Source organism: Verrucomicrobium sp. BvORR034, from assembly GCF_000739635.1.
GTDB lineage: Bacteria > Verrucomicrobiota > Verrucomicrobiia > Verrucomicrobiales > Verrucomicrobiaceae > Verrucomicrobium.
In genome coordinates, this window is record NZ_BATQ01000151.1 from 36,558 (window position 1) to 62,881 (window position 26,324).

19 protein-coding genes and 1 tRNA gene are annotated in these 26,324 nt (G+C 60.4%); 16 read left to right on the forward strand and 4 right to left on the reverse strand.

Annotated features, from left to right (window positions below):
• Positions 1 to 39: 39 nt before the first annotated feature.
• The 13 genes from BV034_RS26625 to BV034_RS26685 all read left to right on the forward strand — a co-directional run bounded on the left by BV034_RS26625 (position 40) and on the right by BV034_RS26685 (position 13,965).
• Complete coding sequence (locus BV034_RS26625) at positions 40 to 957, forward strand: glycosyltransferase family 9 protein (protein WP_050029996.1); 918 nt, start codon at positions 40 to 42, stop codon at positions 955 to 957.
• Positions 958 to 1,049: 92 nt separating this feature from the next.
• A complete protein-coding gene (locus tag BV034_RS26630; protein WP_050029997.1) occupies positions 1,050 to 2,168 on the forward strand; it encodes a glycosyltransferase in 1,119 nt (372 codons plus the stop codon).
• 5 nt (positions 2,169 to 2,173) lie between these two features.
• Positions 2,174 to 3,250 carry an FkbM family methyltransferase gene (locus BV034_RS26635; RefSeq protein ID WP_265593507.1) on the forward strand — a complete coding sequence of 359 codons (1,077 nt, stop codon included), beginning with the start codon at positions 2,174 to 2,176 and terminating at the stop codon, positions 3,248 to 3,250.
• 127 nt (positions 3,251 to 3,377) lie between these two features.
• Positions 3,378 to 4,259: a glycosyltransferase family 9 protein gene (locus tag BV034_RS26640; RefSeq protein WP_050029999.1), complete on the forward strand. Its 882-nt coding sequence runs from the start codon at positions 3,378 to 3,380 to the stop codon at positions 4,257 to 4,259.
• 204 nt (positions 4,260 to 4,463) lie between these two features.
• Positions 4,464 to 5,126: an FkbM family methyltransferase gene (locus tag BV034_RS26645; protein ID WP_265593508.1), complete on the forward strand. Its 663-nt coding sequence runs from the start codon at positions 4,464 to 4,466 to the stop codon at positions 5,124 to 5,126.
• Between the two features lie 117 nt (positions 5,127 to 5,243).
• On the forward strand, positions 5,244 to 6,098 hold the full coding sequence (locus tag BV034_RS26650; RefSeq protein ID WP_265593509.1) for a hypothetical protein: 855 nt from the start codon (positions 5,244 to 5,246) through the stop codon (positions 6,096 to 6,098).
• A 331-nt stretch (positions 6,099 to 6,429) separates the two neighbouring features.
• Positions 6,430 to 7,125: a hypothetical protein gene (locus BV034_RS26655; protein WP_265593510.1), complete on the forward strand. Its 696-nt coding sequence runs from the start codon at positions 6,430 to 6,432 to the stop codon at positions 7,123 to 7,125.
• Positions 7,126 to 7,204: 79 nt separating this feature from the next.
• Entirely contained in the window at positions 7,205 to 8,386 is a 1,182-nt protein-coding gene (locus BV034_RS26660; protein ID WP_081888141.1) for an acyltransferase, read from the forward strand.
• Between the two features lie 102 nt (positions 8,387 to 8,488).
• Complete coding sequence (locus BV034_RS26665; protein WP_265593511.1) at positions 8,489 to 9,571, forward strand: glycosyltransferase; 1,083 nt, start codon at positions 8,489 to 8,491, stop codon at positions 9,569 to 9,571.
• A gap of 8 nt (positions 9,572 to 9,579) precedes the next feature.
• On the forward strand, positions 9,580 to 10,884 hold the full coding sequence (locus BV034_RS26670) for a glycosyltransferase (protein WP_050030005.1): 1,305 nt from the start codon (positions 9,580 to 9,582) through the stop codon (positions 10,882 to 10,884).
• Positions 10,881 to 12,131 carry an acyltransferase gene (locus BV034_RS26675; protein WP_050030006.1) on the forward strand — a complete coding sequence of 417 codons (1,251 nt, stop codon included), beginning with the start codon at positions 10,881 to 10,883 and terminating at the stop codon, positions 12,129 to 12,131. Before BV034_RS26670 ends, BV034_RS26675 begins: the two co-directional genes overlap by 4 nt.
• Positions 12,132 to 12,152: 21 nt before the next feature.
• The gene (locus tag BV034_RS26680) at positions 12,153 to 13,040 is read left to right on the forward strand and encodes a hypothetical protein (protein ID WP_050030007.1); all 888 of its coding nucleotides are present in this window, start codon (positions 12,153 to 12,155) and stop codon (positions 13,038 to 13,040) included.
• Positions 13,041 to 13,134: 94 nt separating this feature from the next.
• The gene (locus tag BV034_RS26685; RefSeq protein ID WP_265593512.1) at positions 13,135 to 13,965 is read left to right on the forward strand and encodes a hypothetical protein; all 831 of its coding nucleotides are present in this window, start codon (positions 13,135 to 13,137) and stop codon (positions 13,963 to 13,965) included.
• A gap of 4 nt (positions 13,966 to 13,969) precedes the next feature.
• On the opposite strand, the gene BV034_RS26690 is transcribed toward BV034_RS26685, so the two are convergent.
• Positions 13,970 to 15,097, reverse strand: a complete 1,128-nt coding sequence (locus tag BV034_RS26690) for a glycosyltransferase family 2 protein (RefSeq protein WP_050030009.1) — start codon at positions 15,095 to 15,097, stop codon at positions 13,970 to 13,972.
• 235 nt (positions 15,098 to 15,332) lie between these two features.
• Between BV034_RS26690 and BV034_RS26695 the strand changes: the two genes are divergently transcribed.
• Positions 15,333 to 19,850: a PVC-type heme-binding CxxCH protein gene (locus tag BV034_RS26695; RefSeq protein WP_081888144.1), complete on the forward strand. Its 4,518-nt coding sequence runs from the start codon at positions 15,333 to 15,335 to the stop codon at positions 19,848 to 19,850.
• Between the two features lie 224 nt (positions 19,851 to 20,074).
• Here BV034_RS26695 and BV034_RS26700 read toward each other — a convergent pair.
• A tRNA-Arg gene (locus BV034_RS26700) sits at positions 20,075 to 20,149 on the reverse strand.
• Between the two features lie 168 nt (positions 20,150 to 20,317).
• Here BV034_RS26700 and BV034_RS26705 point away from each other — a divergent pair.
• A complete protein-coding gene (locus tag BV034_RS26705) occupies positions 20,318 to 21,424 on the forward strand; it encodes a DNA alkylation repair protein (protein ID WP_050030010.1) in 1,107 nt (368 codons plus the stop codon).
• 83 nt (positions 21,425 to 21,507) lie between these two features.
• Here BV034_RS26705 and BV034_RS26710 read toward each other — a convergent pair whose 3' ends face one another.
• Positions 21,508 to 22,668 carry an alpha/beta hydrolase gene (locus tag BV034_RS26710; RefSeq protein WP_050030011.1) on the reverse strand — a complete coding sequence of 387 codons (1,161 nt, stop codon included), beginning with the start codon at positions 22,666 to 22,668 and terminating at the stop codon, positions 21,508 to 21,510.
• A 501-nt stretch (positions 22,669 to 23,169) separates the two neighbouring features.
• Between BV034_RS26710 and BV034_RS26715 the strand changes: the two genes are divergently transcribed.
• Positions 23,170 to 24,072 (forward strand): endonuclease/exonuclease/phosphatase family protein, encoded by a 903-nt coding sequence (locus tag BV034_RS26715; protein ID WP_050030012.1) that lies wholly within the window; start codon positions 23,170 to 23,172, stop codon positions 24,070 to 24,072.
• Positions 24,073 to 24,148: 76 nt separating this feature from the next.
• Here the strand turns inward: BV034_RS26715 and BV034_RS26720 are convergent, their stop codons facing one another.
• Complete coding sequence (locus tag BV034_RS26720; RefSeq protein WP_265593513.1) at positions 24,149 to 26,227, reverse strand: DUF5722 domain-containing protein; 2,079 nt, start codon at positions 26,225 to 26,227, stop codon at positions 24,149 to 24,151.
• Positions 26,228 to 26,324 lie beyond the last annotated feature (97 nt).

Consider the following 26,324-nt stretch of genomic DNA (forward strand, 5'->3'; position numbering starts at 1 on the left):
CACGAGTATCATGACAAGTGTGCGACGAACCAGCCCTCCATGCTGAAGTATCTGGCCAGTCCCGTCTGGAAACGGCGGGCAACCATGCTGCAGCTCGCGTTTCAGCGAACCTGGCGGACGAACATCAGCGCCCCCTGGAAGCGGCGCGAGCTGGAGGTGTACGCCATCCCCAGCGGCCTGGGCGATGAGGTCATGGCAGCAGGAGTGGCGCAGGCAGCGTCCCGCGCGAACCCTGAACTGCGATTGATTTTTCACACCCGGCATCCAGATCTGTTCGAAGGCATGGCGGGGTTCTCTGCAGTGCAAAGGCTGGCACCGGGGACCACACCGAAAAACGCCCTGGGTCTGACCTACGCTGCCAAGCACGATGCCCCGGTCATGGTTCAGATGGCACAGTACCTGGGAATGCCGCTCTCAGAGTTTCGCATAGATCTGCCGCGGCGTCCGGAGTCCGAAGTGCCTGCGGAATGCCGCCAACCCGGCCCCCTCATCACCATCCAAACCACGGCCAGCAACTGGACGCCCAACAAACAGTGGCCAGAAGCCCACTGGAGAACCTTCCTGGAGGGGCTGCCCCCCTCCTGCACCGTCGTAGAACTGGGAGCCCGCAGCATCTTCACCACCCCGCCCTCCCATCCCGGCTACCGGGAGTTGTTGGGGCGAACTTCCCTCGCTCAGTACGCCGCCGCCATTCAGGCAAGCCACGTGTTCGTCGGCCCGGTCTCGGCCGGAATGCATCTCGCCCACGGCTATGGAGTACCGTCCTCCATCATCATTGGTGGATACGAGGTGCCTCATCCCTACCCGCTTTCGAAGCAGTTCTACCGGGCGGAACCCTGCGCCCCATGCTGGCTCCGGGATGCCTGCACCTACGGTAGAAAATGTCTTCAGGAAATACATCCTCGTGAGGTGCTGGCCGCCACACTCCAGTTGCTGGAGCGTCCACCGCATGCGTAGTCTCGAACCCGGCTCACTCCCTGCTTCCATTCTCAGCCGCAAAACTGCCCACACGTATTTTGACACGCCCCGTCCTCCAGCCAAATCCAGCATTGAAGACTTCTGAGCGCCCGCTTGTATCCATCTGCCTGCCCACGCTGAACGCCATTGAGTTCCTGCAACAGCGGACAGATTCCATCCTCTCCCAGACGGTGCGCGACTGGGAACTGATCGTTTGCGACAGCTATTCAGACGACGGCACCTGGGAGTATCTCTCCAAACTGGCATCAGATGCGCGGGTACGTCTCTACCAGGTTCCCAAGGAGGGGCTCTACGCGGGCTGGAATGAATGTTTGCGACGGGTTCGAGGAGAATTCGTCTATGTGGCAACGGCGGACGACACGATGTATCCACGCTGCCTGGAGATTCTGGCCGCCCCGCTGCTGGCCAATCCGGACGTGGACATGGTCATGACGGAAGTCGATGAAATTGACATCAACGACCAAATCCTGCCCCGTCCGCAACCCCGCATCTGGAAGTATCTGGGCGCGGCGCTGCAAGGTCGCCCGGGCAGAGTTTCCCGCGAGACCTTCGCGCTGCTCCTGGCTGGCTTCCCCCTGGGAATCGGCAGCATCACAGGCGTGCTCATCCGCCGCCGGCTGCTGGAGAAGTCCGGCCTCTACCCCACGGATCTTTCCTATCTGGGTGATGCAGAGTGGGCTCTGCGGGCCGCGCTCGCCTCAGATGTCATTGCCCTTCCAGACCGGGTCGCCACCTGGCGCATCCGGCCCGGCCAGGCATCGAGGAAATTCGATCTGGGGCAGTCTCTGATCTTCCGCAAGGCCCTGGAGCGCGTGCTGGATGACCCCCAGAGCGGCGTGCCCGACCACTGGAAGCAGGTGCCTGGATGGCGCAAGCGCGTGCTCGGCCCCAGATCCTGGGCCGCCGTTGAGTACTCCGGCCTCCTGCGCATGCACCTGCGCAGAAATGCCCACCTCTTCCCACGCCGGTTGATGAACACCTGGCGGCAGGACCGCGCCCTGTTCTGGGAACGGGTGACCTCCCTGTTCGCCCTCCCGGCAGGTCTGCGACGGGACTATGAAACAATTGTGTCAGAACTTCTCAAAGATTTTCATGCAGAGTGGCCGCCTCGCATCGTAGAGATCCCCGCGGACCAAACGGCGTCGCCCGCCCAGGCCACCTCATCCGTCAGCCATTCATCATCGTGGTAGTTTCCGTGAATTCATCTTTGAGCGATCAGCAGGAGTATCCCAGCCGCCCGGTGGTGCCCAGGAATCCGTTCAAGATCGCGTCCCTGCCGTGGCAGGCGCGCCTCTATGCCTTTGCCTATCACGGGGGCCGGCGCACCCGCAGCGGGAATCTGGCCGCGGCACTGGCCCGCCGGGCCTACCGGTTCTCGCAACAGCTCCGCCTCCCCTCCACAGGCCGCTTTGAACTGGCGCTGCCCAAGGGGGGCAAAACCATCGCCTTTGACGCTCACAACACCCAGTTTCATGCGATCTACCTGCCCAAGTACCGGTCGGGCTACGAGGTGGAAACCGGCACGCTCATCGACACCTTTGCCTCCGAGACCTCGAGCTTCTGGGATATTGGAGCCAACTGGGGCTACTTCAGCCTTCATCTCGCGGCCCATCCGGAGTTTTCAGGTTCAATTCACGCCTTTGAGCCCTTCCCGCGGTCGCACTGGGATCTGGCCAGCGCCGTGGAACAAGCAGGCCTGCAGAAGGTGATCACTTGCCATGAGGTAGCCTTGTCAGACAAATCCGGCCAGGTGGGAATGAAACTGGCGGACAATCTCCACAGCGGCCTGGGCATGGTGGATGAATCCAGTGGCGGAGCCAGGATGGCCTGCTCCACCGCTGACAGCCTTCCTCTCCCCCCTCCTTCATTGATCAAGATGGACGTGGAAGGCCACGAGCTCGCCGTGTTGAAAGGCGCCTCTGCCACCATCCAGTCTGCCAAACCCTGGATCATCCTTGAGAACTGGCGGGAAAAGCCGACCAACACCCTCTCCCCCCTCCATTGGCTGGAAGACGCAGGGTACCAGCTTTACATTCCGGCGTGGATTGACTCCAGGGAGCCAGGGATGCCCCACCTGACCCAGGAGTTCCATACCCAAGGCGGCCCCGGCGTCGAAAGCACGAAACTTCTGGCTCTGGTACGCATCCGCGCCGTCCAACGTTACCTTTTCAGTGAGCACGTGAACCTCTTCGCCGCCCACAAGGACAAGGCGGAGGCACTAAAGTTGAAGTTCCCGGCCAACCGGCTGTCGAACATCCTGATTGATCCCTAGTAGGCGGGTGTCCACCCGCCGGATCAGAAATGCCCTCTCCGGATCAGTGGTCGGCAAAATTCCAACGATAGTGCGTCGAGTCGCAGCGAAGCTGCAGCGGCAGGTCTTTGTACGTTGCATGCGAGCGATGCCTCGCACCGTCCTGGCCTGCATGCGGTTGCGAGCTCGCTTCCTTCCTAGCAACCTCAGCACATACTCCGTGGCGGGTGGATTGGGAGATGAACTGATGATCTGGGGGGTCCTGCAGAGCTTTGCCGCCCGCAGGCCTTCTGCAAGGGTCACCTTCCACAGCCGGTTCGCGGAAGTGCTCAAGCAGGTTCCCAGCACCATCCAGGTCATTCCCTATGACGCAGGAAACCTCCCCAAAGGTTCCACAGGACTCGGCTATGTTGGCAAGACCCAGCAGTCCATCAACGAACAGATGGCCTCCCGCCTGGGACTGGTTCCCGACAAGTACCCTATTCCTCTTCCCAGCTTCCCAACCGGTACTCCGGGAGGCCAGTATCCGACAGCTGGCAGAATCATCGTCATCCAGCCGGTGGCGAGCGCCTGGACGCCCAATAAGCAGTGGCCCCTGGCCTATTGGACAAAGCTGGTGGAATCCCTCCCTCCGGATGTGACGGTGGTGGAGCTCGGGCAGAGCTCCTTTTTCACCACTCCACCCCGGCATCCGCACTTTGTCTCCATCGCAGGCTCGACGTCTGTGTCAGCCTACCTCGCAGCCATATCGCATGCCACGGTGTTCGTGGGCCCGCCTTCCAGCGGCATGCATGTCGCCCATGCCTATGGGGTCCCATCCGTCATCGTTGTCGGCGGGTACGAAGCGCCAGTCTATCCTTACCCGCTAGCCATCCAGTTGCACACGAACATGCCCTGCTCCCCCTGCTGGCTGTGCTCTGCCTGCCCTTACGACCGGGCGTGTCTTCGAAAAATCAACCCTGAGGTGGTCCTGGACGCTGTGCTGACTCAGCTGGAAACTGTCAGTAGCAAGGCCTCGTCCCATGCGTGATGCTCGCGGACGTGTCCGCAGCCGCCTCCGCCGTGTGGCCAAAAACACGCCCTCTCACTTTCGCGACGTCTCTACCCACTGATGCCCCTCCCCTTCCACAGGCAGTTTGCGAATCTCAGGAGCTACCTTGCTGCCTACGGCGGCCCATACGGGATTTGGGCTTATTTCAAACTGCGCCTCGGTCAGAAAGGCAGGCTCGTGAGCGTGAAACCTCCCAGGGCACGGTATCCGGCCACGGTCCGAAGAGGCACCGTGGATGTCGGTGTTTGGGATGAAGTGTTCATTTCTGGAGAATATGCGGCCCCTTCAGCCGCCTCCTCCCCCAGGTACATCGTCGATGCAGGAGCCAACATCGGCCTCACCTCCATCTTCTATGCCATCGCCTTTCCCGAGGCCACCATCATCGCGATCGAGCCAGCGGAGGAGAACTGGGACCTGCTCCAGCGCAACGCCAGCGCCTATCCAAAGATCAAACCCACGCTCGCGGCCCTCTGGCCCACCACGACCCGGGTCAACATCGCGAACCCGACCGATGCCAGCGTGTCCTTCTTCTGCAGTGAATCGACCGGTGACGGCACGGTGCAGACGGTGACCGTACCGGAGTTGATGCAACAACATGAGATGCCCCACATCGACATCCTCAAGGTGGATGTGGAAGGAGCCGAGAAAGCCATTTTCTCAGCAGCGGCTCCGTGGATCGGAAAGGTGCGCCGGTTCGCCATCGAATTTCACGACCGGAAGGTGCCCGGATGTCGGGCCAGTTTTGAGGCCGTCGTGCCTCCCTCAACAAGCGAGTGCATAAGAAAGGGACAAACCGATCATATCACGATGAAGAGTGAATCGATCCCCCTCAATTCTTACCCTTGATATTGAGACAACAAATCAAGAACATTCTCGCTTAGCACTTGTTTTCGCTGTAGCATTGCTATTCTTGCAAAGCGCCCGTTTATGGTGCGTTTCTCCATGCCCGCTCCTTCCACATCCATGCCTCGCCGTTCACTGCACCGGGGTATCATCTATGTGGCCACAGGCGAGAAGCACCTTCAAGAAGCGCTGATCTCAGCGCGGCAGGCGACGAAGTTGATGCCTGACCTTTCGCTCTCGATCTTCACCGACCAGACCGTGCCGGAAGGATTGTTTGATCATGTCTTTCCGGCTGCAACAGGAGAGATGGGACGGCGGGCCAAGATCCGGGCCATGATGGAGAGCCCCTACGAGCAGACCCTCTATCTGGACACTGACACCTACATCTGCCAGCCCTGTGAGGATATCTTCTGGTCGCTGGAGCGGTTCGATCTGGCAGTGGCCCATGAGGTGTACCGGAACGAGTACAAGTTCGAAGAGTTTCCGGGCACCTTCCCCTCATTCAACACCGGGGTCGTGGTCTTCAACAAGAATCCTCTGGTGTCCAAGTTCCTCGCTGACTGGGAAACAAGCTACGAGACGGTGTTCTCCAAGAAGCGCAAGGCGGATCAACCTGCGTTCCGCCACACGTTGTTTCACTCCAAAGTGAACTTCTACGTGCTCCCAAACGAGTACAATTTCCGGACCAATTATCCGGTCGTGCTCGGAGGTTTTGCCTCGGTGAAGATCCTGCATGACCGAAGCCCCTGCCTGGAAGATCTGGCTCAACTGCTAGGTCACGACACCAGCCACCCGCCACTCTACTATGGCCCGGTGCACGTCAGGTTCTTCCTCACCTGGTGCCGCATCCGCCTCAAGACCTTGGCGAAACGTGCCCAAAGCCTGGGTCTGACTGGCACCATCAAGCGTGTCTTCGGCCGCAAGTCGGCCGGAGGGAACACCAGCGGCTCGGAAACGAGCACTGCCCGGCAATAAGCCGCATGGGGCTGGAGCAAAAGAAGCATGCATACACCCATGGGAGTATATCACGGCAGCTTTTCGACTTTTATCGTCTCCATTAAAATACATACTTGCATTTCAACTGTGATAGAGTTCTTATGCTCTAAAGCATCGCCCTATATCCCCCTCGGATTGGAGCTTGATCGCTTATCATGCCCTCTCACAGGAGGTTTTTCCACTCACGCTGAATGCAAGAAGCTATCGCTGGCCCTTTTGAAATATGAGCGAGGTAGGGTTGCACTACGTCGCGACTGGCTTGCGACACTTGCAGGAAGCGGTGGCCTCTCGAAGAAGTGCCAAGCTTCAGATGCCTTCATTGCCAGCAGCGATTTTCACCGATCTGGTGGATCACCCGGTGACCAAGGAGTTTGATTTTGTGTTTCCGGTGGTGAAGGCAGAACATTCCTTCCACGATGTGGTGGAACCCCTGCTGCGCAGCCCCTTTGAAAAGACGCTGCATCTGGACACGGACACCTATGTCTGCGACGACTGCAGTGAGATCTTTGAGGCGCTCAACCACTTCGAGATCGCCGTGGTTCATGATCCCTGGCGCAGTGATCTCGCCATGGAGACGCTCCCGCAGAGTCTCCCGACCATCAATGGCGGAGTGATCGCCTACCGGATCACTCCTTCTGTACGGGCTCTGCTGGAAAGCTGGCCCCGCATCCACAAGGACAAGTTTGCCTGCGGCACACGCCAGAACCAGCCTTCCCTGAGAGAGGCGGTGTACCTGAGCAACGCCCGGGTGCTGATCCTCCCGCCTGAGTACAACCTGCGCGTCTGGCATCCCGTCGCGATCGGCGGCTTCTCCAAGGTGAAGATCATCCACGACCGGCGGAATGATCTGCCCAGGCTGGCGCAGGAGCTCAACCAGGGCACCCGGCCCAGAGTGTTTGGTCGCATCGACTGGAGACTCTATTTCTACTACCTGCGGTCTCGCATCGTCAAGGTAGTGGGCCGCATGCTTGGCAAAGCTGGCCTGAAGAGCAAGTACTCTTTCTAAGCACCCGGCGTCAAAAAAAGCACCGGGAAGAAGGGTTGCTGCTGCACCCCTCCAAAAAAAGCAGCTATCAGCGGTTATCATGACCGAAGCCGTCCGCTCCGCACCTGCCGTGTGCGATCACTCCGCGTCAAAGGGAGAGACTGCACCGGCACCGCCCCCGCGAATGCAAGGGCAGCGGCAGCCAGGGCTGGACATCCTGCGCTGCCTGGCCGTGGCGCTCGTGCTGGGATCCCACTTCCCTGTGTGTCCCGAGGAAACCAGCCGCCCCCTGCATCAGGTGACTCAGATGCTGCGCACGGGCGGATGGGTAGGGGTGGATCTTTTCTTTGTCCTGAGCGGTTTTTTGGTGTCTGGATTAATATTTGCGGAATGGCATAAAACGGGGTCGGTCAGGGTCGTGCGGTTCATGGTCCGCCGTTCGTTCAAGATCATCCCCTCCCTGTATTGCCTGATTGGCGTGACGGTGGTCGTTCAGTATCTGTCGGGCGGGGGCATCCCATGGAAGGCTGTGGCGGGTGAGCTTCTGTTTCTACAGAACTACTATCACCGGCTTTGGCAACACACCTGGTCTCTGGCGGTGGAGGAGCATTTCTACACCCTCGTGGCGCTGGTAGCGGCATGGTGCCTATGGGAGCGGAAGCCTTGGCACAACGGGAAGGCACTGTCTGCGTCACTCCTGGCGGTCTGCGCCATCTGCTTGGGAGTGCGAATCTACAATGCCTCTTTGCATCCGGGCTTTGCTGAGTACCTGCACTTGTACAAGACCCATCTGCGGCTGGATACGCTGGCCTTCGGAGTGCTCATTGCCAGCTACTGGCACCGGCCGAACTCCAAGCTTCCCGCCTGGGCGCAAAAGCACACGCTGCCGCTCAACCTTGCAGGCGTCCTGGGATTCCTGCCCTTTTTCCTGATCACCCGCCAAACTCACTGGCTGATGTACACCGCCGGCCTGACCCTCCTGGCCCTGGCCTCCGGAGCACTGCTGCTGGGACTGGCAACAATGAAGCCAAGCAAACAGTGGGCCGTGGCAGCATTGACGTTTGTGGGTCGGAACTCCTATGGGATCTACCTCTGGCACCTGGCCCTGCCACGCTGGCTGGGGTTGATACCCGGGCTCAATGAGGCGGGCGGCTTGAACTGGTGGACGCTGACCGCCATCTACTGGGCAGGTGCCATCCTCCTGGGGGTGATCTCCACCCGGCTGGTGGAAACGCCCTTCCTCGCCCTGCGCAATCGTTTTTTCCAGGCACGCACGGCTTGAGCCGCCTGCCCGGTGGTGCTTTCAACTCTGTCCACTTCGTCCCACTTGTTGATGCCAAGTTCCTCCAACACCCGTAGAGCCAGGCACCGTGTGCTGCTGGTCATGGATCTCATTCCTCGCGGTCGTCGCACCTGGGAGGCGTGGCTGCTGGATCTGACGGCGACGTTGGCCGCAAGGGATTCCCAACTTTGCCTGCTCCTCCCAGAGGTCGGGCCGGAATGGTTCCAGCAAGAACTGGAAACTGCAGGAGGCCAATTGAGGGCGAATCCCGCACTGCGCGGGCGATTCGACAAACCAGTGGTTCAGGCGGCAATCACCGAGCTCCAACCCACCTCAGTGGTAGTGGGATTCTATCCCATGCTCAGCCCGACCGTCTTGAGCACTGTGAGAATGCGACCGGTGACCGAGGCCTACTACATTGATCAGAGCTCCCTGGAGATCCCGGTGCGCACGGGATGGAAGGGGCTGGCGACCCGGTTGCGGGGGCGGATGTTTTCCAAGCGATATCAAAAGATCATCACGGTCTCCGACTTCAAGGCAGGCCGACTGACGAGCCGACTGGGGATACCTGGAGAACGGCTAAAACGCATCTACAACGGCGTGCCTCTACAGCGTTTCCAAACTCCCCCTACGCCAGGTGAACTGCGGGACGCGATCGTCTTTGCCGGGCAGATGGCTTCCTACAAGGGAGTGACCACCCTGCTCCAGGCCTACCGCCTGATGGCGGAGCGATGGCCGGACTGTCCCACGCTTCAGTTCGCCGGCGAGGGCCCGCTCAAGGAACCACTCATCCAGGAGATGCGTGACAGCCCGCTCGCGGGCAAGGTGGAGTTTCTAGGGCAGCGACAGGACGTGCCGGAACTGATGATGAGTGGACGTTGCGTGGTGATCCCCAGCGAGTGGGACGAAGCCTGTGCCTTTTCTGCACTGGAAGCGATGGCCGCAGGACGGCCTGTCATCACCTCTGATGCTGGCTCGCTCCCCGAACTGATGGGCCCCGACGGGGTCGTCTTCAAGAAGAAGGACGTCTCCGGACTCTCCAGTGCGCTGGAGAAAGTGCTGCGGGGTGAGCTGTCCCCATCCCCGGACGAAAAGGCCGCCCGACTGCGCAAACGGGCGTTCGAACACTTCACGCTGGAACGCATGACCCGAGAATACGCGGACCTGCTGGCTCCGATGAAATAACGGCGCGGATGCAGCTCCTCCAAACCAGACTGAAAGACGGGCTGACGCACCACCGCGGCCTGCGCAATGCCAAGGCCCTGCTGCAGCATGCGGCAGGAGTCCTGCGCAGAGACCCGGTGCAGAGCCTGCTGGCCTATCAGGGTGCGGAGTCCCCTTGGGTCGAAAGACGCGTCAATCCCCACCGGGATGGAAAGGCGCTCCTGAATGAAGCGGCGGTGATTCCCCTGCTGGAGCGCTACCGGCAGATCTATGAGGGCGACCCAGTGCTCTCAAGAAGTTTGATCCTGAAACCTCCGGGACTAGACGGTGAAAAAGGCGTGCTCTATGTGGCCTTCGAATACAATCTGTACCGCCTGCTGCGAGGGCTGGCCGACCCGGCCGAGCTTCTGAACCGGTATGATCTAGTACTCTCCACAAGCTGGTCCCCCACCAGCTACGGGCTGCTGGAATGGGCGCTGCGGATTGTGCCGGGTACTCTCTACCTGGAGGCCGGCAACCCTGCGGAGATCGCCAAGCTGGAGGCCTATCACCCGAGGATCCGCTGCGTCAGCACCATGCCGTGTGAATGGATCCATCCCGACAATTTCAACCCCAAGCCCCACGCAGCCCGCGCCTATGATATCCTGATGGTGGCCAACTGGGCCCCATTCAAACGGCACTACGAACTCTTCGCCGCGCTGGCGAAGCTGCCTGCATCGCTCAAGGTCGCCCTCATCGGCCAAAAGGAGGCGGGGCGGACCGCGCAGAGCATCACCGCCACGGCGCGCAGCTTGGGGGCGAAACAAGAGCTGGAGGTCTTCGAAAGCCTGCCCATCCAGAAAGTGCGGGAGATCCAGTGCGACAGCAAAACGGCGGTGCTGATGAGCCGCCGCGAGGGCAGTTGTGTGGCTGCGATGGAGGCCCTCTTTGCCAACACGCCGCTAGGCATGCGGGCAGACGCCCACGTGGGATCAAGGAAATATGTGAACGAACATACAGGGAGGCTCCTCAACCCGCAGCGGGGCATTCACCATGAACTGGCGGCGCTGCTGGAGGCTGCCCCACATTTGGAGCCACGGCAGTGGGCGGTGGACCACCTTTCCTGCCACCACGCGATCACCAGGCTCAACAATGAGCTCAAAAAACACGCAGTCGAACAGGGTTGTCGCTGGACGCGGGATCTGGCGGCCATGTGCTGGAATCCCTATCCCGGCTATGTGCGGGAGCAGGACTGGCAGGAGCTGCGCCCGTTGTATGAGGGGCTGCACAGCGAGTTTCCCAATGTCTTTCCATTGAACCTCGTGGAATCCCCCCGGGGCATCCGTTCATCATGATCACGAGTTCCAGCCAGCGGAATCTGATGCTCGATGTCATCCGGGCGTTTGCCGTGCTCATCGTGCTGGTGCATCACATTGATGGGAATCTGAGCGTGAGCAGGGCGGAGCAGGCATCCTTTGCCCCTTATGCACCGCTCTTCGTTCCGGGCTGGGTGGGGGTGCCGATTTTCTTTGTCCTTTCAGGATTCCTGATCGGCTCCCTCTTGATCCAGGAACATGTGCGGACCGGTTCCGTCAACGTTGGACGGTTCCTCGTTCGCCGGGGTTTCAAAATCTACCCGCCGTTCTACATCCTGCTGGCGGGCTACATCCTGCTGATGGTGGCCGGAGGTTCCCGCCCTGAACCCGAACGGCTGATGCGGGAGATCCTTTTCCTGCAAAACTATGGCTCAGGGGGGCTCATGGATGTGACGTGGTCCCTGGCCGTGGAGGAGCATTTTTATTTCCTCTTTGCCGCCCTGGTGTGGCTCAGCCTGAGTCTGCGGGGTCGTTCGAGTGGTGGTCCGGATGCTGCAACACAGGTGACCACCGCCAAGGTATTTGGCTTCCTGCCCTCGCTGGCAGCGGGTTTTGCGCTGGCGTGCCTCGTGCTTCGGATCGTGGAGTTCGCCCCGTATGTGTCGGGCTCGCTGGACAACACTATGAAGAACACCCACCACCGGATTGATGCCCTTTTCATCGGTGCGGCGCTAGCCTATCTGCACTGGCGGGGCGCCACCTGGCGCTTGCTGAGCCAGCCCGTTTGGAAGGTGACCGCGATCACCCTGACGCTGACGACCTTTGTGCTGGTGGCCTTGTCTGGTGGCAGCAGCATTGACCGGTTCCACAAGGTGACCTGGCTGTACCTGCTGGTCTCTCTCGCCACGAGCTATGTCGTCTACTTGGCCCTGGTGTGGCAGGGCCGCAGCCATGCCTTGCTCAAAGGTCTGGCCTCGGTGGGAACGGCCTCATACTGCATCTATCTGGTCCATATACCGGTGTACCGCGTGGTGGCCAAGCTGTCGTTTTTCCAGTCCCTGCCTTATCCGCTTGCCGCCAAGATCTTCTGTGCCCTGCTCCTGGCCATTGTGGTCGGTTTTGTCATGACCCGCATCGTGGAGGTGCCCTTCCTGCAACTCAGGAACCGGCTCTTCCCCTCCACCACCACAGCGCTGGGAACTCCTGGGCCAGCCGGATCCCTCCCTCCCGGGAAAGCAGCCGCTCCCGGTCCACCTCCAGAGCCCCCGCCCAACCAAATCTCGTAGCTCTGGCTCCTGCCAAGTATCATGTCTCTGGATCTTCTGCGTAAATTCCTCCGCAGCTGGCTCTCACTTTCCGCACCCATGGCCGTGGCCATGGATGCCGCCCAGTCTGACTTCGATGTTCACTTGCTCTGCTGCAGGAAGGATGTGCCGATGGCCACGGCAGGGCTCATGAGCTTCTGCAAGGCCTGGACCGGAGCGCCATTCGGGCTCCACATCCACAGTGATGGCAGCCTGGAACAGGAGGACATCGACTTTCTCCAGAAGCGCTTCACTGGAGTGCGGGTGCATTCCAACATCGATCCTGCCATCCACAAGGCCATGACGGCCAATCTGCCAACGGCAGCGCGTGTGCGGTACTCGCTGAAGTCGGTCCTGTTGCAAAAGATCCTGGATCCCTACTGCGTGGCCGGCTCCCGCCCCATCATGATCCTGGACTCAGACATTCTGTGGTTCCAGCCCCCCCAGCTCATGGTGGAGCACCTCGAACGAGGATGTCCTCATCCGCTGGTAACCCGGGGCAATGGGGATACTCCTTTCGAGTTCGGAGATCATGCGGGATTCCCGCGAGAATGCTCCCGGGTGAACTCCGGGGTGGTGCTGTATCGCCGGTCACAACTCGACAGCGAAGTCCTGGAAAGTTTCCTTGAATCCGCTGATCTGGATCGCCGCCTGAATGCCCACTTCGTGGAGCAAACAGCCTATGCGCTGGCTCTACGCGACTTTCAGTTCCTGCCCTACCAGCAATACACCATTGACCTCCCGAAAGACGCTCACACCGTCTGCCGACACTACACGGGACCGAGGCGGGATGAATGGCTCAAGGAGAACCTGCAGTTCCTGCTGACACTCCCCTTCCGGCGGCCAGCACGAAAAGTGACGGGCATCGAAACGGCACCGATTCCGATCTGACCGTACTCTTATGCCGCTCGCGATGAAGCAAGGGCTCCCTTCATTCTCCAAGCTGGGAATCTTTGGCCCTTGCGCACTGATTCTGGGAATCAGCGTGGCGTTGCTGCTCCCCCTGCCCCAACCTGGGGACTCTGGCTGGGGGCCTCTCCTTTGGGACTGGGGTCATGTGCCCCTCTTTGCCGCGCTGGGATGGAGTCTGGCACCCCGACGAGGGAGGCCGGGCGAAGGATTCCGCTGGTTCCTCGCGGTATCGTGCCTGGTATTGCTTCCCTTTTTGATGGAAGGAATGCAGGCGCTGACCTCCCGCAATCCGGACTGGCGCGACGGGCTCCACGGCATGCTTGGAGGTCTGGCTGGCTTGACGTTCCGTTTTGCGTGGTATCAGTCGCGCCGTCGGAAGTGGGGACTGCTCGCCGTGTCTGTGCTGCTCGTGCTCACCGCCTCCTGGCCGTTGATCAGGTACGGAAGCGCATTGATCCCGGGGAGAAAGGCGTTTCCGCATCTGACTCCTTTCACCTGGCTGGGAACGACACCTTTTTGGGCGATGGAGGTAGGTGGAGTAGAGCGTCCTCTCGAATACGAGGCGGGTACCGTGGTTTTGCCAGTAGAACCGCGTGGCCACACCAGCCTGCAGTATTGGCCGCCGACCGAACGCTGGGCAGACTTCGCCCAGCTTTCCATCCGATGCAGGTCAGGAGCGGCCGCCCCTTTCGTACTAGGGGTGCGGGTGGACGGACAGGAATCTTCCCGCCGTCTGCGACTCCAGGCGACGGTGAACCCGGGTGACAATGACCTCCTGATCCCCCTCGAGGAGGGAAGTGATGCCGCGGAAGTGCTCCGCGCCGTTCACAAACTGACCCTGTTCTCTCAAGATCCCGGCACTCAGGGCTGGCTGTCGATTGAGAGAATCGCCCTTATCCCGTAGGCATTTACCGCTCGTACCGCTTCAGCGTGTGCAAGCCCAGCAGGCCGAGGCACAGGAGGAGCGGGACGCTGAGGAAGTGGACAATGGCCACGAGGGTGTGGGTGAGATTGAGCCCCGCGAAGCTGGAGCCTGCCCAGATGACGAAGACGGAGAGCACCACGAGGGCGATGGCCAGCATCACGCCTGAAAGCAGGAAGAAGAGAGTGCCCTCGTCCATGTTGATCAGCCAGCGCGTGATGCCTGCCGGCTTGTCACTGGAGCGCAGGTAGCACATGCAGGAGTACATGTAGAACTGCGTGCCGACCAACCCGGCCAGAAGGAGGAGCGCCTGGCTGTGGAGGTCAAAGATATTCAGCCCCAGGAAATTCACGGGACCGGTGATGACAGCGAGGATCTGCAGCAAAGTGGCGAACACGACGGCAATGAGGCCAAGCCACTCAAACATCTGAGGCCGCTCTGAGAAGATGAAGAGCAGGTGCCGCATGCCATCCCGCCAGGTGCGCAGATGCGGCACGCGATCCGGCGGGTTGGGATTCAGGCCAGAGGGGATCTCCACGTATTGGGCGCGGTGTTTGAGCGCCTTGATGAGCAACTCGGAGGCGAACTCCATGCCGGAAGAACGCACCGCCCAGGCCTGAAACGAGGTTTTGCGCAGGCAGCGGAAGCCAGAATTGCAGTCGGACAGTTTCCCCTGGAAGAACAGGTTGATCAGGGAGGTCAGCACCGGCGTGCCCAGATAGCGGTGCAGTGTGGGCATGGCACCAGGCTTGATGACCCCTTTGATGCGCGAGGCGATGCCCATGTCCGCATCGGCAGTCGAAGTCGCCTCATAGAGCGGCAGGGCGTGCTCGTAGAGGTAGGTGTTGTCCGCATCGGCGAACATCACATACCGCCCCTCTGCCGCCTCAATGCCGCCACTGAGCGCGGCTCCATAGCCTCTCCTCGTGACCGGCACGACCCGGGCTCCCAGCGAGGTGGCGATTTCCCTTGAACGGTCGGTGCTGCCGTTGTCAGCCACGACAATCTCATAGCGGAGCCCGGCCGCTTTCTCCAGCGACTGGCGAACCTTGGTGATGCACTCACCCAGGGATTTTTCTTCGTTGAGACAGGGAAAAACAAACGTCAGATCCACGGCGCGGCAATCTGGGGAGTTTGGTGAACGACGCGAGTCTTTTTTCGCTTCAAAATTACCTCTTACGGCAGGTGGATTCACGGTCTCCACTCACGCCCGAGTGGCGTCCGCAGCCAGAATCGTCGGGCGTTTTATCCAAACAGATCCTAAGAAAGTTCCAGGGCGGGTCTGAACCAAAAGTTGTCCTAATCGGATCACCAAATGTGATTGCACGGTACGTATTGTCCATCCTCCTATGAATTTACTCCCTCGCTTCGCCGGTTTATTGACGCGCGCCTTGCTCGTTCTTGCTGTGTCTGCAGGCCTGGCGGACGCGGCGCCCCTGGTCTTTGAAGGCACCACTGGGCCAGGAAAGGGCAAGCATATTGTCTTCCTGGCGGGTGACCATGAGTACCGCTCGGAGGAGTCGCTCCCGGCACTGGCCCGCATCCTGGCGAAACACCACGGCTTCAAGTGCACGGTGCTCTTCGACATCGACGCCCAGGGGGACATCGTGGCGGGCGAGGTTCCCAACATCCCCGGCATGGAGGCACTCGATTCCGCCGACCTCGCGGTGGTGTTCCTGCGCTTTCAGAACCTTCCCGCAGATCAGATGAAGCACTTCGATGCTTACCTGAACCGCGGCGGCCCAGTGGTCGGCCTGAGGACGGCAACGCATGGCTTCAAGATTCCAAAGGACGGTCCCTTTGTGAAGTACTCGTTTGATTACAAAGGTGTCGACTACGAACTGGGCTTCGGTCATCAGGTGCTCGGCCAGACATGGGTGGGGCACTATGGCACCAATCACAAGCAAAGCACCCGCATTGCCATCGTGCCGGACAAGGCCTCACATCCCATCCTGCGTGGGGTGAAGGACGTGTGGGTGCAGGCCGGTGGCTATGTAGGCAAGCCGACGAGCGGCGAGATTCTGACCATGGCGCAACCGCTCAACGGCATGACCTCCGACTCACCTGCGGATGCAACCAAGCCTCCCATGCCAAGTGAGTGGACGCGCACGTACAAGACGGCGTCTGGCAAAGAAGGCCGCGTCTTCACGACGCTCTACGGCACCTCGGAAGACATCACGAATGACGGATATCGCCGCCTCGTCGTGAATGGCATGCTCTGGGCAGTTGGCCTGGAGGACCAGATCAAACCGGATCTCAACATTGAGTTCGTCGGCCCCTTCAAGCCCAACACCTTCGCCGGTGGCGCGTACGCCCGCGGCATCAAGCCAGAGATGTATGCAGGCTACGAAAGTCCGATCCCGGCAAACAACAACACCAAGGGTGCCCCCAAACCCCAGCCTGCAGCCAAGCTCGAACCCGCCAAACCAGCCGCTCCCACCGCCGCGCCTGCTCCTATGGTGACCGGCAAGCCAGCCCGCTTCGTGCGCATCGAACTCCCCGGAGACCGCGAGACCCTGACGCTGGCCGAGGTGGAAGTCATCGCAGGAGGCAAGAACATCGCTCCCACCGGCAAAGCCACCCAATCAACCACGACTCACGGGGGCAGCCCTGAGCGGGCGCTGGATGGCAACAAAAGCTCTGACTGGGGCAAGAGCGGCCAGACCCACACTCAGGAGAACAAGCCCAATCCCTGGTGGGAACTCGACCTCGGCAAGGCGACGGATATTGAGAAAATCGGCATCTGGAATCGCGAAGGACTCTCCGGCCGCCTCGATGCTTTCACGCTGCGGCTCCTGAATGCGGATCGGAAAGACGTCTTCGTCGCCACCAAAGTTGAAGCTCCAGAGTCGATGACCGTCGACATCAAGGACAAGGGCAAACTCACTTACCTCACCTTCGACGGCAAGCCGGGCAAACCTGCCTCAAAAAACGGCAAGTCAGGCAACACCAGCGGAAGCAGCCCCTCCGGCCCACCGGAACCGCCGCTTGCCGAGGTACCTGCTGACTACAAGGACCCTCTGCCGTTCACGTTCAGCAAGGGTGAAGTCGTCGCGATTCTCGGCAACGGTCTTCCGGAGCGCATGCAGCACGATGGCTGGATGGAGACAGTCTTGCAGAGCCAGCTGGCGAACCAGCAGGTGCGCTTCCGCAACATGACCACCAGCGGGGACCGCCCGAACTCCTACCCGCGCAGCCCGGGCCAGATCTCGATGGCCACTTACTTGCAGCATGTGAAGGCGGACGTGGTATTCGGCTTCTTTGGCTACAACGAGTCCTACGACAACAAACCGGATGAATACAAAGCGCAGCTTCTTGAGTTCGTGAAGAAGACGCGCGGCACCAAGCCGAATGGCAAGTCGTTCCCGCGCATCGTCCTCTTCAGCCCCATCGCGCACGAGGACACGCACAATCCGAATGTCCCCGACGGCAAGGCGCACAATGTGCAGCTCGAAGCCTACACAAAGGCCACGGAAGCCGCGGCGAAAGAGGCGGGCGTTGCCTTTGTTGATTTGTATCATCCTTCGCTGGCGCTCTTCAAGGCCGCGAAAGAACCGCTTACGATCAACGGGGTCCACCTTACCGATGAGGGCAATCGTCAGCTCGCAGAAGTGATTGGCACCGCCCTGCTCGGCAAAGTGGTGAGCGCGTCGGCCTCTCTGGATCCATTGAGAGAGGCCGTGCTCGACAAGAGCTACCACTGGTATCAGCGCTACCACGCCTCTGATGGCAATGACGTCTGGGGCAGCCGTTCGACGCTGGCCTTCGTGGATGGCCAGACCAACGGCGTGGTCCTGCAGCACGAGCTCTCCATGCTCGATGTCATGACCGCGAACCGTGACGAACGTGTGTGGGCAAGGATCACCGGGGGAGACAAGAAGATCGATGACAGCAATGTGCCCACTCCTGTACCAGTGAAGTCAAACGTCGGCGGCGCCAGCAAGAGCAGCAGCGCGCAGAAGGAAGGCCGCCTCACCTACATCAGCGGCGAGGAAGGCATTAAGCACATGGCCGTGCGGAAGGGCTTCGAGGTGCAGCTCTTTGCCGATGAGCAGAAGTTTCCTGAACTGGCGAATCCTGTGCAGATGCAGTTCGACGTCAAAGGCCGCCTCTGGGTGGCGGTGTGGCCCGACTATCCAAAGTGGGAGCCGCTGAAGGAGTCACGCGATGCCTTGATCATCCTTCACGATGACAACAACGACGGCAAGGCTGACCGCTCTACCGAGTTTGCAAAAGTGAACAACCCGCTCGGGTTCGAGTTCTGGAATGGCGGTGTGCTCGTCACCCGGCAGAGCGAACTTCTGTTCCTGAAGGACACGGATGGCGATGACAAGGCGGACGTGCGCATCATCATGCTGCAGGGTCTCGACAGCAGCGACACGCACCATGGCGCCAACAATCTCATCTACGGCCCGGATGGTGGCATCTACTGGCAGAGTGGCGTCTTCATGCAGCACAACCACGAGCATCCGTGGGGACCGTCACTGCAGGCATCTGCAAGCGCCATGTACCGCTTTGATCCCCGCCGCTTCACCATCTCAAAACACGCAGACAATTCCCCAAATCCGCACGGCACCTCGTTCGACTACTGGGGGTATCAGTATGCCACCGACGGCACCGGCGGTCGCGCGTATCAGGTGCGCCCCGAGGGCAGCAGCTTCAAGATGTATGAACTGCTCAAGAAGGAAGTGCGCCCCGTCACCGCAAGCGAGGTGGTGAGCAGCCAGCACTTCCCCGCGGAAATGCAGGGCGATTTCCTGATTTGCAACGTCATCGGATTCCTGGGCGTGAAGCAGTATCACCTGGAGCGCGATGCGGAGAAGGCTTCCGTCTGGGGTGAACCTTCGGGCGAGGAACTCACCGTCAAAGTCACCCAAGCAGACGGCACCGTGGCGGAGGAGAAGTCCCGCGGCTTCCTTATGAGCGGCGACAAGAACTTCCGCCCCTCGGATGCGGTCTTTGCTCCCGATGGCTCGCTTTATCTGGCCGACTGGCACAATGTCATCATCGGCCACATGCAGCACAACGTGCGAGACCCCAATCGTGACCACGCCCATGGACGCATCTACCGCATCACGGCGACCGGACGCGAGTTGCAGAAGCCTGTGGCCATCGCTGGCCAGCCCATCCCTGCGTTGCTGGAAAATCTGAAGCACCCGACGGACAGCATCCGCCACCGGACCCGTATCGAACTCAGTGCCCGTGACTCGAAAGAAGTGATCACCGCGACAACGGAGTGGCTCAAACAGTTCGACTCAAACAAGAAAGAGGACGCGCATCACCTGCTGGAAGGCCTCTGGCTCCACCAGCAGCACAATGTGCGCAACGTTGAGTTGCTCGGCCAGCTCCTGAAGTCCCCTGAGCCGCATGCCCGCAACGCTGCCCACGTGGTGCAGCACCTGTGGTACAATGTCGAATCCACCCTGCATGGCGGCATCATCGCCGGCGATGTGGAAGCGAAGGCTCAGAAATCCGGCATCCTCAGCGACACTCCAGAGCTCACCACCATCCGCATCGCCACCGTGCCTGAGCGCATGATGTATGATGTGAAAGAGCTCACCGTGAAACCGGGTAAGAAGGTGAAGCTCATCTTCGCCAATCCCGACTTCATGCCGCACAACATCCTGCTGGTAAATCCCGGAAAAATCGATGAGGTCGCCAACAAGGCCCTGGTGATGGGTGCCCAGGGCTTTGAGACTGGTTTCATTCCCGAGAGCAAGGAAATCCTCTGGCACAGCAAGCTGCTGGATCATGGAAAAGAACAGATCATCGAGTTCACCGCCCCCGAGAAGGCTGGTGAGTATCCCTATGTCTGCTCATTCCCGGGACACTCCATCATCATGCGCGGGGTACTGAAGGTGAAGTAAGAGCCGGCATCTGCTCAATCGTCATGGCTTTCGGTGGAGGGGCGGCAGTTCCGTCTCTCCACCTCGTTTTTGTGAAGTGCGCTTCAGCCGGGACCCGTAGAATGGCTCACCTGAGAGGGTCTGGCTGCCCCCCCCAGGGAAACTGAAGGTGTCTCCCCTACCCCGGAGCCTCCAAGGATCCTGGGGGACACTCACGCCAGTCGTTCAGTTGGAACCGTTTACACTGGCGTCCCCGGCAAGAATCGAACTTGCATTTAAGGTTTAGGAAACCCTCGTTCTATCCATTGAACTACGGGGACACGGGAGCGGGCAATATGCGCGGTGATTTTGCCGTGGCAAGGAGTTCCTCGGGGTGGCGACCTCACGTGGGAGGCAGCCAAAAAGTCTGCTGGACTCCTGACATAGGATTGTCAGTCTCAGCAGCTACTTTCTGGAGAACCTCCGTTTCCCCCTCCATCTGCCCTCCGATGCCTGAATCCGACGCACCTCCCTCCGCTCCCGCTCTGAAAGACTGGTTTGATGAAGCTCGATTCCGGCGGACCGGGCAGGAGATGGCAGCTGTGCTCCCTGCCTTCAAGCAGAAGACATATCTGGCCCAGGCCCTGCCGGGACTGGATGATCTGAGCCTCATGCAGCGACTCCGCAGGATGACGGAGAGTCTCCATGCCGGGCTCCCAGGGCCCTATCGGCATTCGCTGGATGCCTTGCGGCAACTGGCTCCACGGATCGATCACAACTTTGTGACGCTGGTGCTGCCGGATTATGTGGGTCTGTATGGGTTGGAGGACTTCGAGGCCTCCATGGCGGCGCTCAAGGACTTCACGGTGTATGGCTCCTCGGAGTTTGCCGTGCGGGAGTTCCTCAAGCGCGATCTGACCAGGACGCTGAAGGTGATGAAGAAGTGGTCCGGGGACGAGCACGAAGCCGTGCGTCGGTTGGCCAGTGAGGGTTCACGCCCGAGACTACCGTGGTCGTTTCGACTGGAGGAACTCGTGAAAGATCCCTCCCCCACCCTGCCGATCCTGGAAAATCTGAAGGCAGACTCCAGCCTGTATGTGCGCAAGTCGGTCGCGAATCACTTGAATGACATCGCGAAGGATCATCCCGAGTGGATGATGGACCGGCTCTCGGGCTGGCCTCTGGGGGAGGTGCATACGGCATGGATTGCGAAGCGGGCCCTGCGCACGCTGATCAAGCAAGGGGATGCACGGGCACTGGGTCTGGTGGGAGCAGGCGAGGCTCCAGAGGTGGAGGCACTGGTGTTTTCCGTGAACCCCAAGAAGATCGAACTGGGCCAGCACCTTGTGCTTGAGCTGCAGCTCAAGTCGTTGGCAAAGAAGTCCCAGCGGCTGGTGGTGGACTACGTCATTCACTATGTGAAGAAATCCGGAGGCGCGACGGAGAAGGTGTTTAAGTGGAAGGAGCTGGATCTGGCCGTCGGAGAGTCCGTGACGTTGACACGACGCCAGCAGATCAAGGATTTCACGACTCGCGTGCACTACGCGGGGAAGCACGTGGTGGAAGTAGCGGTCAACGGCCAGCGCCTGGCGAAGACGGCGTTTGTGTTGGGGTGACACAGCCGTCCCGGCTGTGCGTGCCACCGGCGTCCCGCCGGTTCAGTGCGTGAACGATGCATCTCAGCGAAGCCCCGCCGTTCTCACCTTGAACCCTGCCTCTCCTTGATCGCCGCCTCGTGCTCCTCACGGGTCACAGCTCCGTCGCTGTTCGTGTCCAAGCGTTGGAACAACGGGGCTGGGCCGGAGAACTCCTCCTTGGTGACCTTGCCGTCCTGATTTTTGTCATCCTTGCGGGAGATGACTTCCCAAGGAATGCCACGTCGTCCGCCCTGCGCGGCTCCAGGCCCAGCGGGGACTTCCTTGGCTGTGCTGTCGGTGACCAGCGCATCCACCGTGGTGCTGCCCTCCTTCAGACGCTGGTCGAAAAACTTGGCCACCATGTCTTCGATGTCCTTTCCTGAGAACCCCGGACCACCGTGACCCGCATTGTGGATGGTGTGGAAGTGGGCGCTCACCCCGGTTTTCTTCAGGGCATCAAAGAGCAGCTCGCTCTGGTTGATCGGCACGGTGGCGTCCTTGTCGCCATGCACGATGAGGAAAGGAGGATCGGCCTTGTCCACAAAGGTGATCGGGTTGGCCTTCGCCGCCTTGTCCTTGTTCTCCATCACCACGCCGCCCAGCAGTTTGCTTTCTGGCGAGGTCGGATCGGCATGGCGTTCATAACCCGGCCGGGTGACAAAGGCAACCAGATCTGTGGGGCCATAATAATCGCACACCGCCTGCACCTTGCTGGACTGGTCGAGGTTCGTTTTTACATCGAACTCTTTGACCTCCCCGCTGGTGCCGAGCAGGGCCACGAGGTGCCCGCCGGCGGAACTGCCCCAAACACCGAACTTGTCCGGGTCCAGGCGATACTCTGCCGCATGGGCCCGCAGCCAGCGGACGGCGGCCTTGCAGTCCTCGATCTGGGCCGGGAACACCGCGTGACTGGTAAGCCGGTAGTTGATGCTGGCCACGGCGTAACCCCGCGCGACGTAGCCTTCGCGCAAGGGAGGGCAACCGTCCTTGCTGCCAGCCTGCCAGGCCCCGCCGTGAACCCAGATGATGAGCGGGACCTTGCCCTCCGCTTTGGCGGGCAGGTAGAGGTCCAGTTTGTGACGTTCATGGCCATCGGGCACGTATTCCAGATCGCGATGGGCGGTCACGCCAGATGAAGTCTGCGCCGAGAGCGGCTGCAAGGCGGCTGCGGCAGCGATGGCCGCCAGGAGCGGAAGGAGCGTGGTACGGAGGATAGGTGCCATGTGAGCGGGCGGAAAGGTGTTTGGGGTCCAACCAGCGTAGGGAGGAAAGGTTTCAGGGTGGGCGAAGATTGGGGGCTGGGAGCGGTGCGAAAATCCGGAGACGACGGATGCGATGGGCCTACCGCTCCGCGGTAGAAACAGTCTGGCCGTTTTCCATGGGTAGTCCTCGCTTCACTCGGCCGACCCATGGCTAATCATGGAGAACCCTCCGGGTTCGGAGAGCAAGTTTGGTGATACAGTGGTCGAAGTTCACCTGACAAACCTAGGGACATTGTACGTTGGCACATTGTGCATTGAACCCGGAGGGTTCGCCATGCGTAGCCATGGGTGAAGCGAGCGTAGCGAGTGCCACCCATGGATAGTTCGCGCCGGCAATTCTACCGCGGAGCGGTAGGCCCATCGGGTGCCTTCTGTCTTTCGGCGATCGCAATCCTCATTCGCGCCACGCACGTGCAACTTGCCCCTTGATCTGCGCGCCCAACTCTGCCCCTTCCTTCCCTTGTGAAACACTGGTTCCGTCGCCTCCTCAAAATCACCATCGGGGTCTGCCTGATCGTGGGCGCGTTGCTGCTCTGGAACCTGCGAGCCCCTGCAGTTCCGGAACCGACCGCCTTTCCCAAGATTGATCTGAACGCCTGGAAAAAATCCCCTCCCCTCAAACTGCGCGTGGTCACCTGGAACGTCTGGGGACTGCGCTGGATCACGCCACGCCGTGCGGAACGACTCCGAAAGGTGGCCGAGGAGGTTGCCCGCTTGAAGCCCGACATCGTGGGGTTTCAGGAAACATTCGTGGAGGCAGACCGGGCGGAGTTGACACAGGCGCTGCGCGCGGTGGGGCTGGAGCATTCCCGCTACTTTCACAGCGGCCTCGTGGGCAGTGGGCTGCTCACGGTGAGTCGCTATCCGATCCTTACGGAAGGGTTCATCCGCTATGCCAGCAATGGCCGTCCCGAGGCGCTGCAACATGGTGACTGGTGGGCAGGCAAGGGCTTGTCCCTCTGCACCCTGGACCTGGGTGAAGGGCGGCGGCTCTCCTTTGGCAACACGCACCTGCATGCACGATACAAAGAGAACCGCTATCACGCCACGCAACTGGCGCAGAGGACACAATTGGTGCCGTGGGTGAAGAAGGTTCGCGAGACGGGTTTGCCAGCCTTGTGGACGGGTGATTGGAACAACACTCCGGACAGCGATGTGCTGAGCCCGCTGGCGGAGGCGGGGGCGTGGAAATTACTCTCCACGGACCAGCCGCGGATTGATCACGTGTTTGGCAGCGGTGAGGGATGGGAGTGGACAGTGCTGGCCCAAGGATCGGTGAACGGCAAGCTGGAGAGCGATCCGAAGGTGCCGTGGAGTGATCATGCGGCGGTGTGGGTGGACGTGGAGCTCCACTCTAAATTATGAATTATGAATTGGGAATGAAACTTCTGGCGCAGCTCTGACATGGAAGTGGCGACAGTGGTCAGGCATTCACAATTCCTCATTCCTCATTCATAATTTTCCCCTTATACGGCACCTCATCCCAACTCTTGATGCCCAAGATGGGCAAAGCAAACGCACTCGCCTTATCCCACTCCGGAGTGCCTATGGCCTGGTAGAGATGCCAGATGGGTTTGATGCCCAAGGGGTCTCCCGCGTCATCGCGGAATTTCCGCAACCCCAGGCGCAATCCGCCTTCTGACCGATCATCGGCCCAGAGGTGGTACTGGAACGCAGTCACGGTGGGCAGGGATTCGATCTTCTTCCAGGCGTAGGCCATGCCGGCGGCCTGATCGGCCAGGGTCTTTTCTGAGTAGTCGGGGGAATTCAGCCCCTGCTCTGTGAGCTGAATCTCGCGAGGCTGTCCCTGATAAGCCACGCGTGGCAGGCGGGCCCAGGCGTCCAGCACCTCCATGTTCTTGAAGGTGATGAACGGGGCATTGAAATCAAAGGTCGCACCCGGATCTTCCCAGGTACGGGTATTGCGGAGGTCTTCCGCATACGGGTGATAGGCGATGCCCCAAGGGAAGTCACCTTCCTTCCTGCTGAACTGGACGAGGTATTCCAACAAAGCGCGACCGGCATAAGCCCGGGGATCGAGTTTCAGGGTCCAACCGTGCTCCAGGGAGATCAAGGATTTGGCGTGGGCATCATACTGACCCGCCAGCAACCAGGCCACGCGCATGGATTTCTGATAGAGGTCGAGGTAGGTGAGATCAGTCTTGTCGCCGGCGTTAGTCCAGTAGAAGCCGCTGTTGATCTCATTGTGCATGATCCAGTGGTGCACCCGACCGTACTTGCCATCCGGGCGGCTGTAGCGTTCGGTGACCAGGTTCATGGCGGCGGCATAGGCCTGCGCGCCCTCCTGGGTGGCAAAGTTGGGCATGACGTAGAGGCCGATGGGCTCGGCATGCGGATGCCCGGCCATCTTGATCCACGCCCCCTCCGCGGCCTCACGCTCCTGGGGCAGCAGGATGATGGCAGAGACCATCAGTTGCTTCCTGGCCGCGATGGTCATGTAGCGGTCGTAGCCAGCCAGCACGCCTTCGTTCACATACCAGGTGCGGCCAGCATAGGTGTAGGGCGTTTTCCCTTCGCCGGGGGTCGGGGACAGCAGGTGATTGAGCAGGATGTTCAGCGTCACGGAGGTGATGCCGAGCTTGTCCATGTCCTCATGATCAAACTCACAACCGCCGAGCCCCTTCTTGGACCGGGGCTGCATCAGGGACAAATCGGCGCGGGGCGTTTGCTTTTCCACGTACCGCAGCGCGGAAACGGGCTCCACTCCCTCCGCAGTCCTTTGCACCACGACCCAGCCGGAGAGGAGGAGATCGCGATCCTTCACTGTGTCGCGCGGAACGCTGACGGTGAAGGCCCCTTGGGCATCCGCCAGGATAGCGTGGACGGCGGCGGGGTGTTTCAAGTTCGTGACGTCCTCCCACATCGGCACCTCCGCGAGCAACCACGGCTGATTGGGGTCGGCAACCCGGCCTTCGATCTTGATCTGGGATGGATCGGCGGAGACAGCGGTGATCTGGTGCGGAAACTCCTGGCTGAGATATTTCCTCATCCTCTCTGCCAGCGCGCGGTCGTCTTTGATCCGCGCATCCTTGGTTGCCGCCAATTCAGCCTCCTGAGCCGTGGCCGCACGGGCCTTCAGGTTCCGAAAGCGGGCAACTAATCCAGGCGATTCTCCCCAAGTGAGGCGCAACGTTCTGACCGGGAGGGCAGGTTTTGCGGAAGCATCCCGCAGATCAATCGCCTGCTGCCCCCACCCTTCCCTGCGGCCCACACCCTGCACCGTCACCAGATGCGGGATATCGAGCAACGAACCGACAAACACCAACATGCGCCCAACGCCAGTGAGGCTGAAGTACTCAAACGACAGGATGGGCTCCTTTACGAGATCAAGCCCCTCCCCCTCCACTCGAACGTGAAAATAAGGATCCGGCCCCGTTGTACGCACCTCCCACTCGCCATTGTCCAAGGGAGTGAGCTCCACCTGGTTGGCTCCTTCTTTTAGGGGGGTGAGGGTGATGTCGGCCTGCAGGGTGGAGACGCAGGTCAAAGAGCAAGCCACGAGACAGCAGACAAGGGCTGCGACTCGGACTTTGGCCCGAGTGAAAGAAAAATGGGACAAGGAAGAGATCAACATTGGAGAGCAAACTCATACGCTC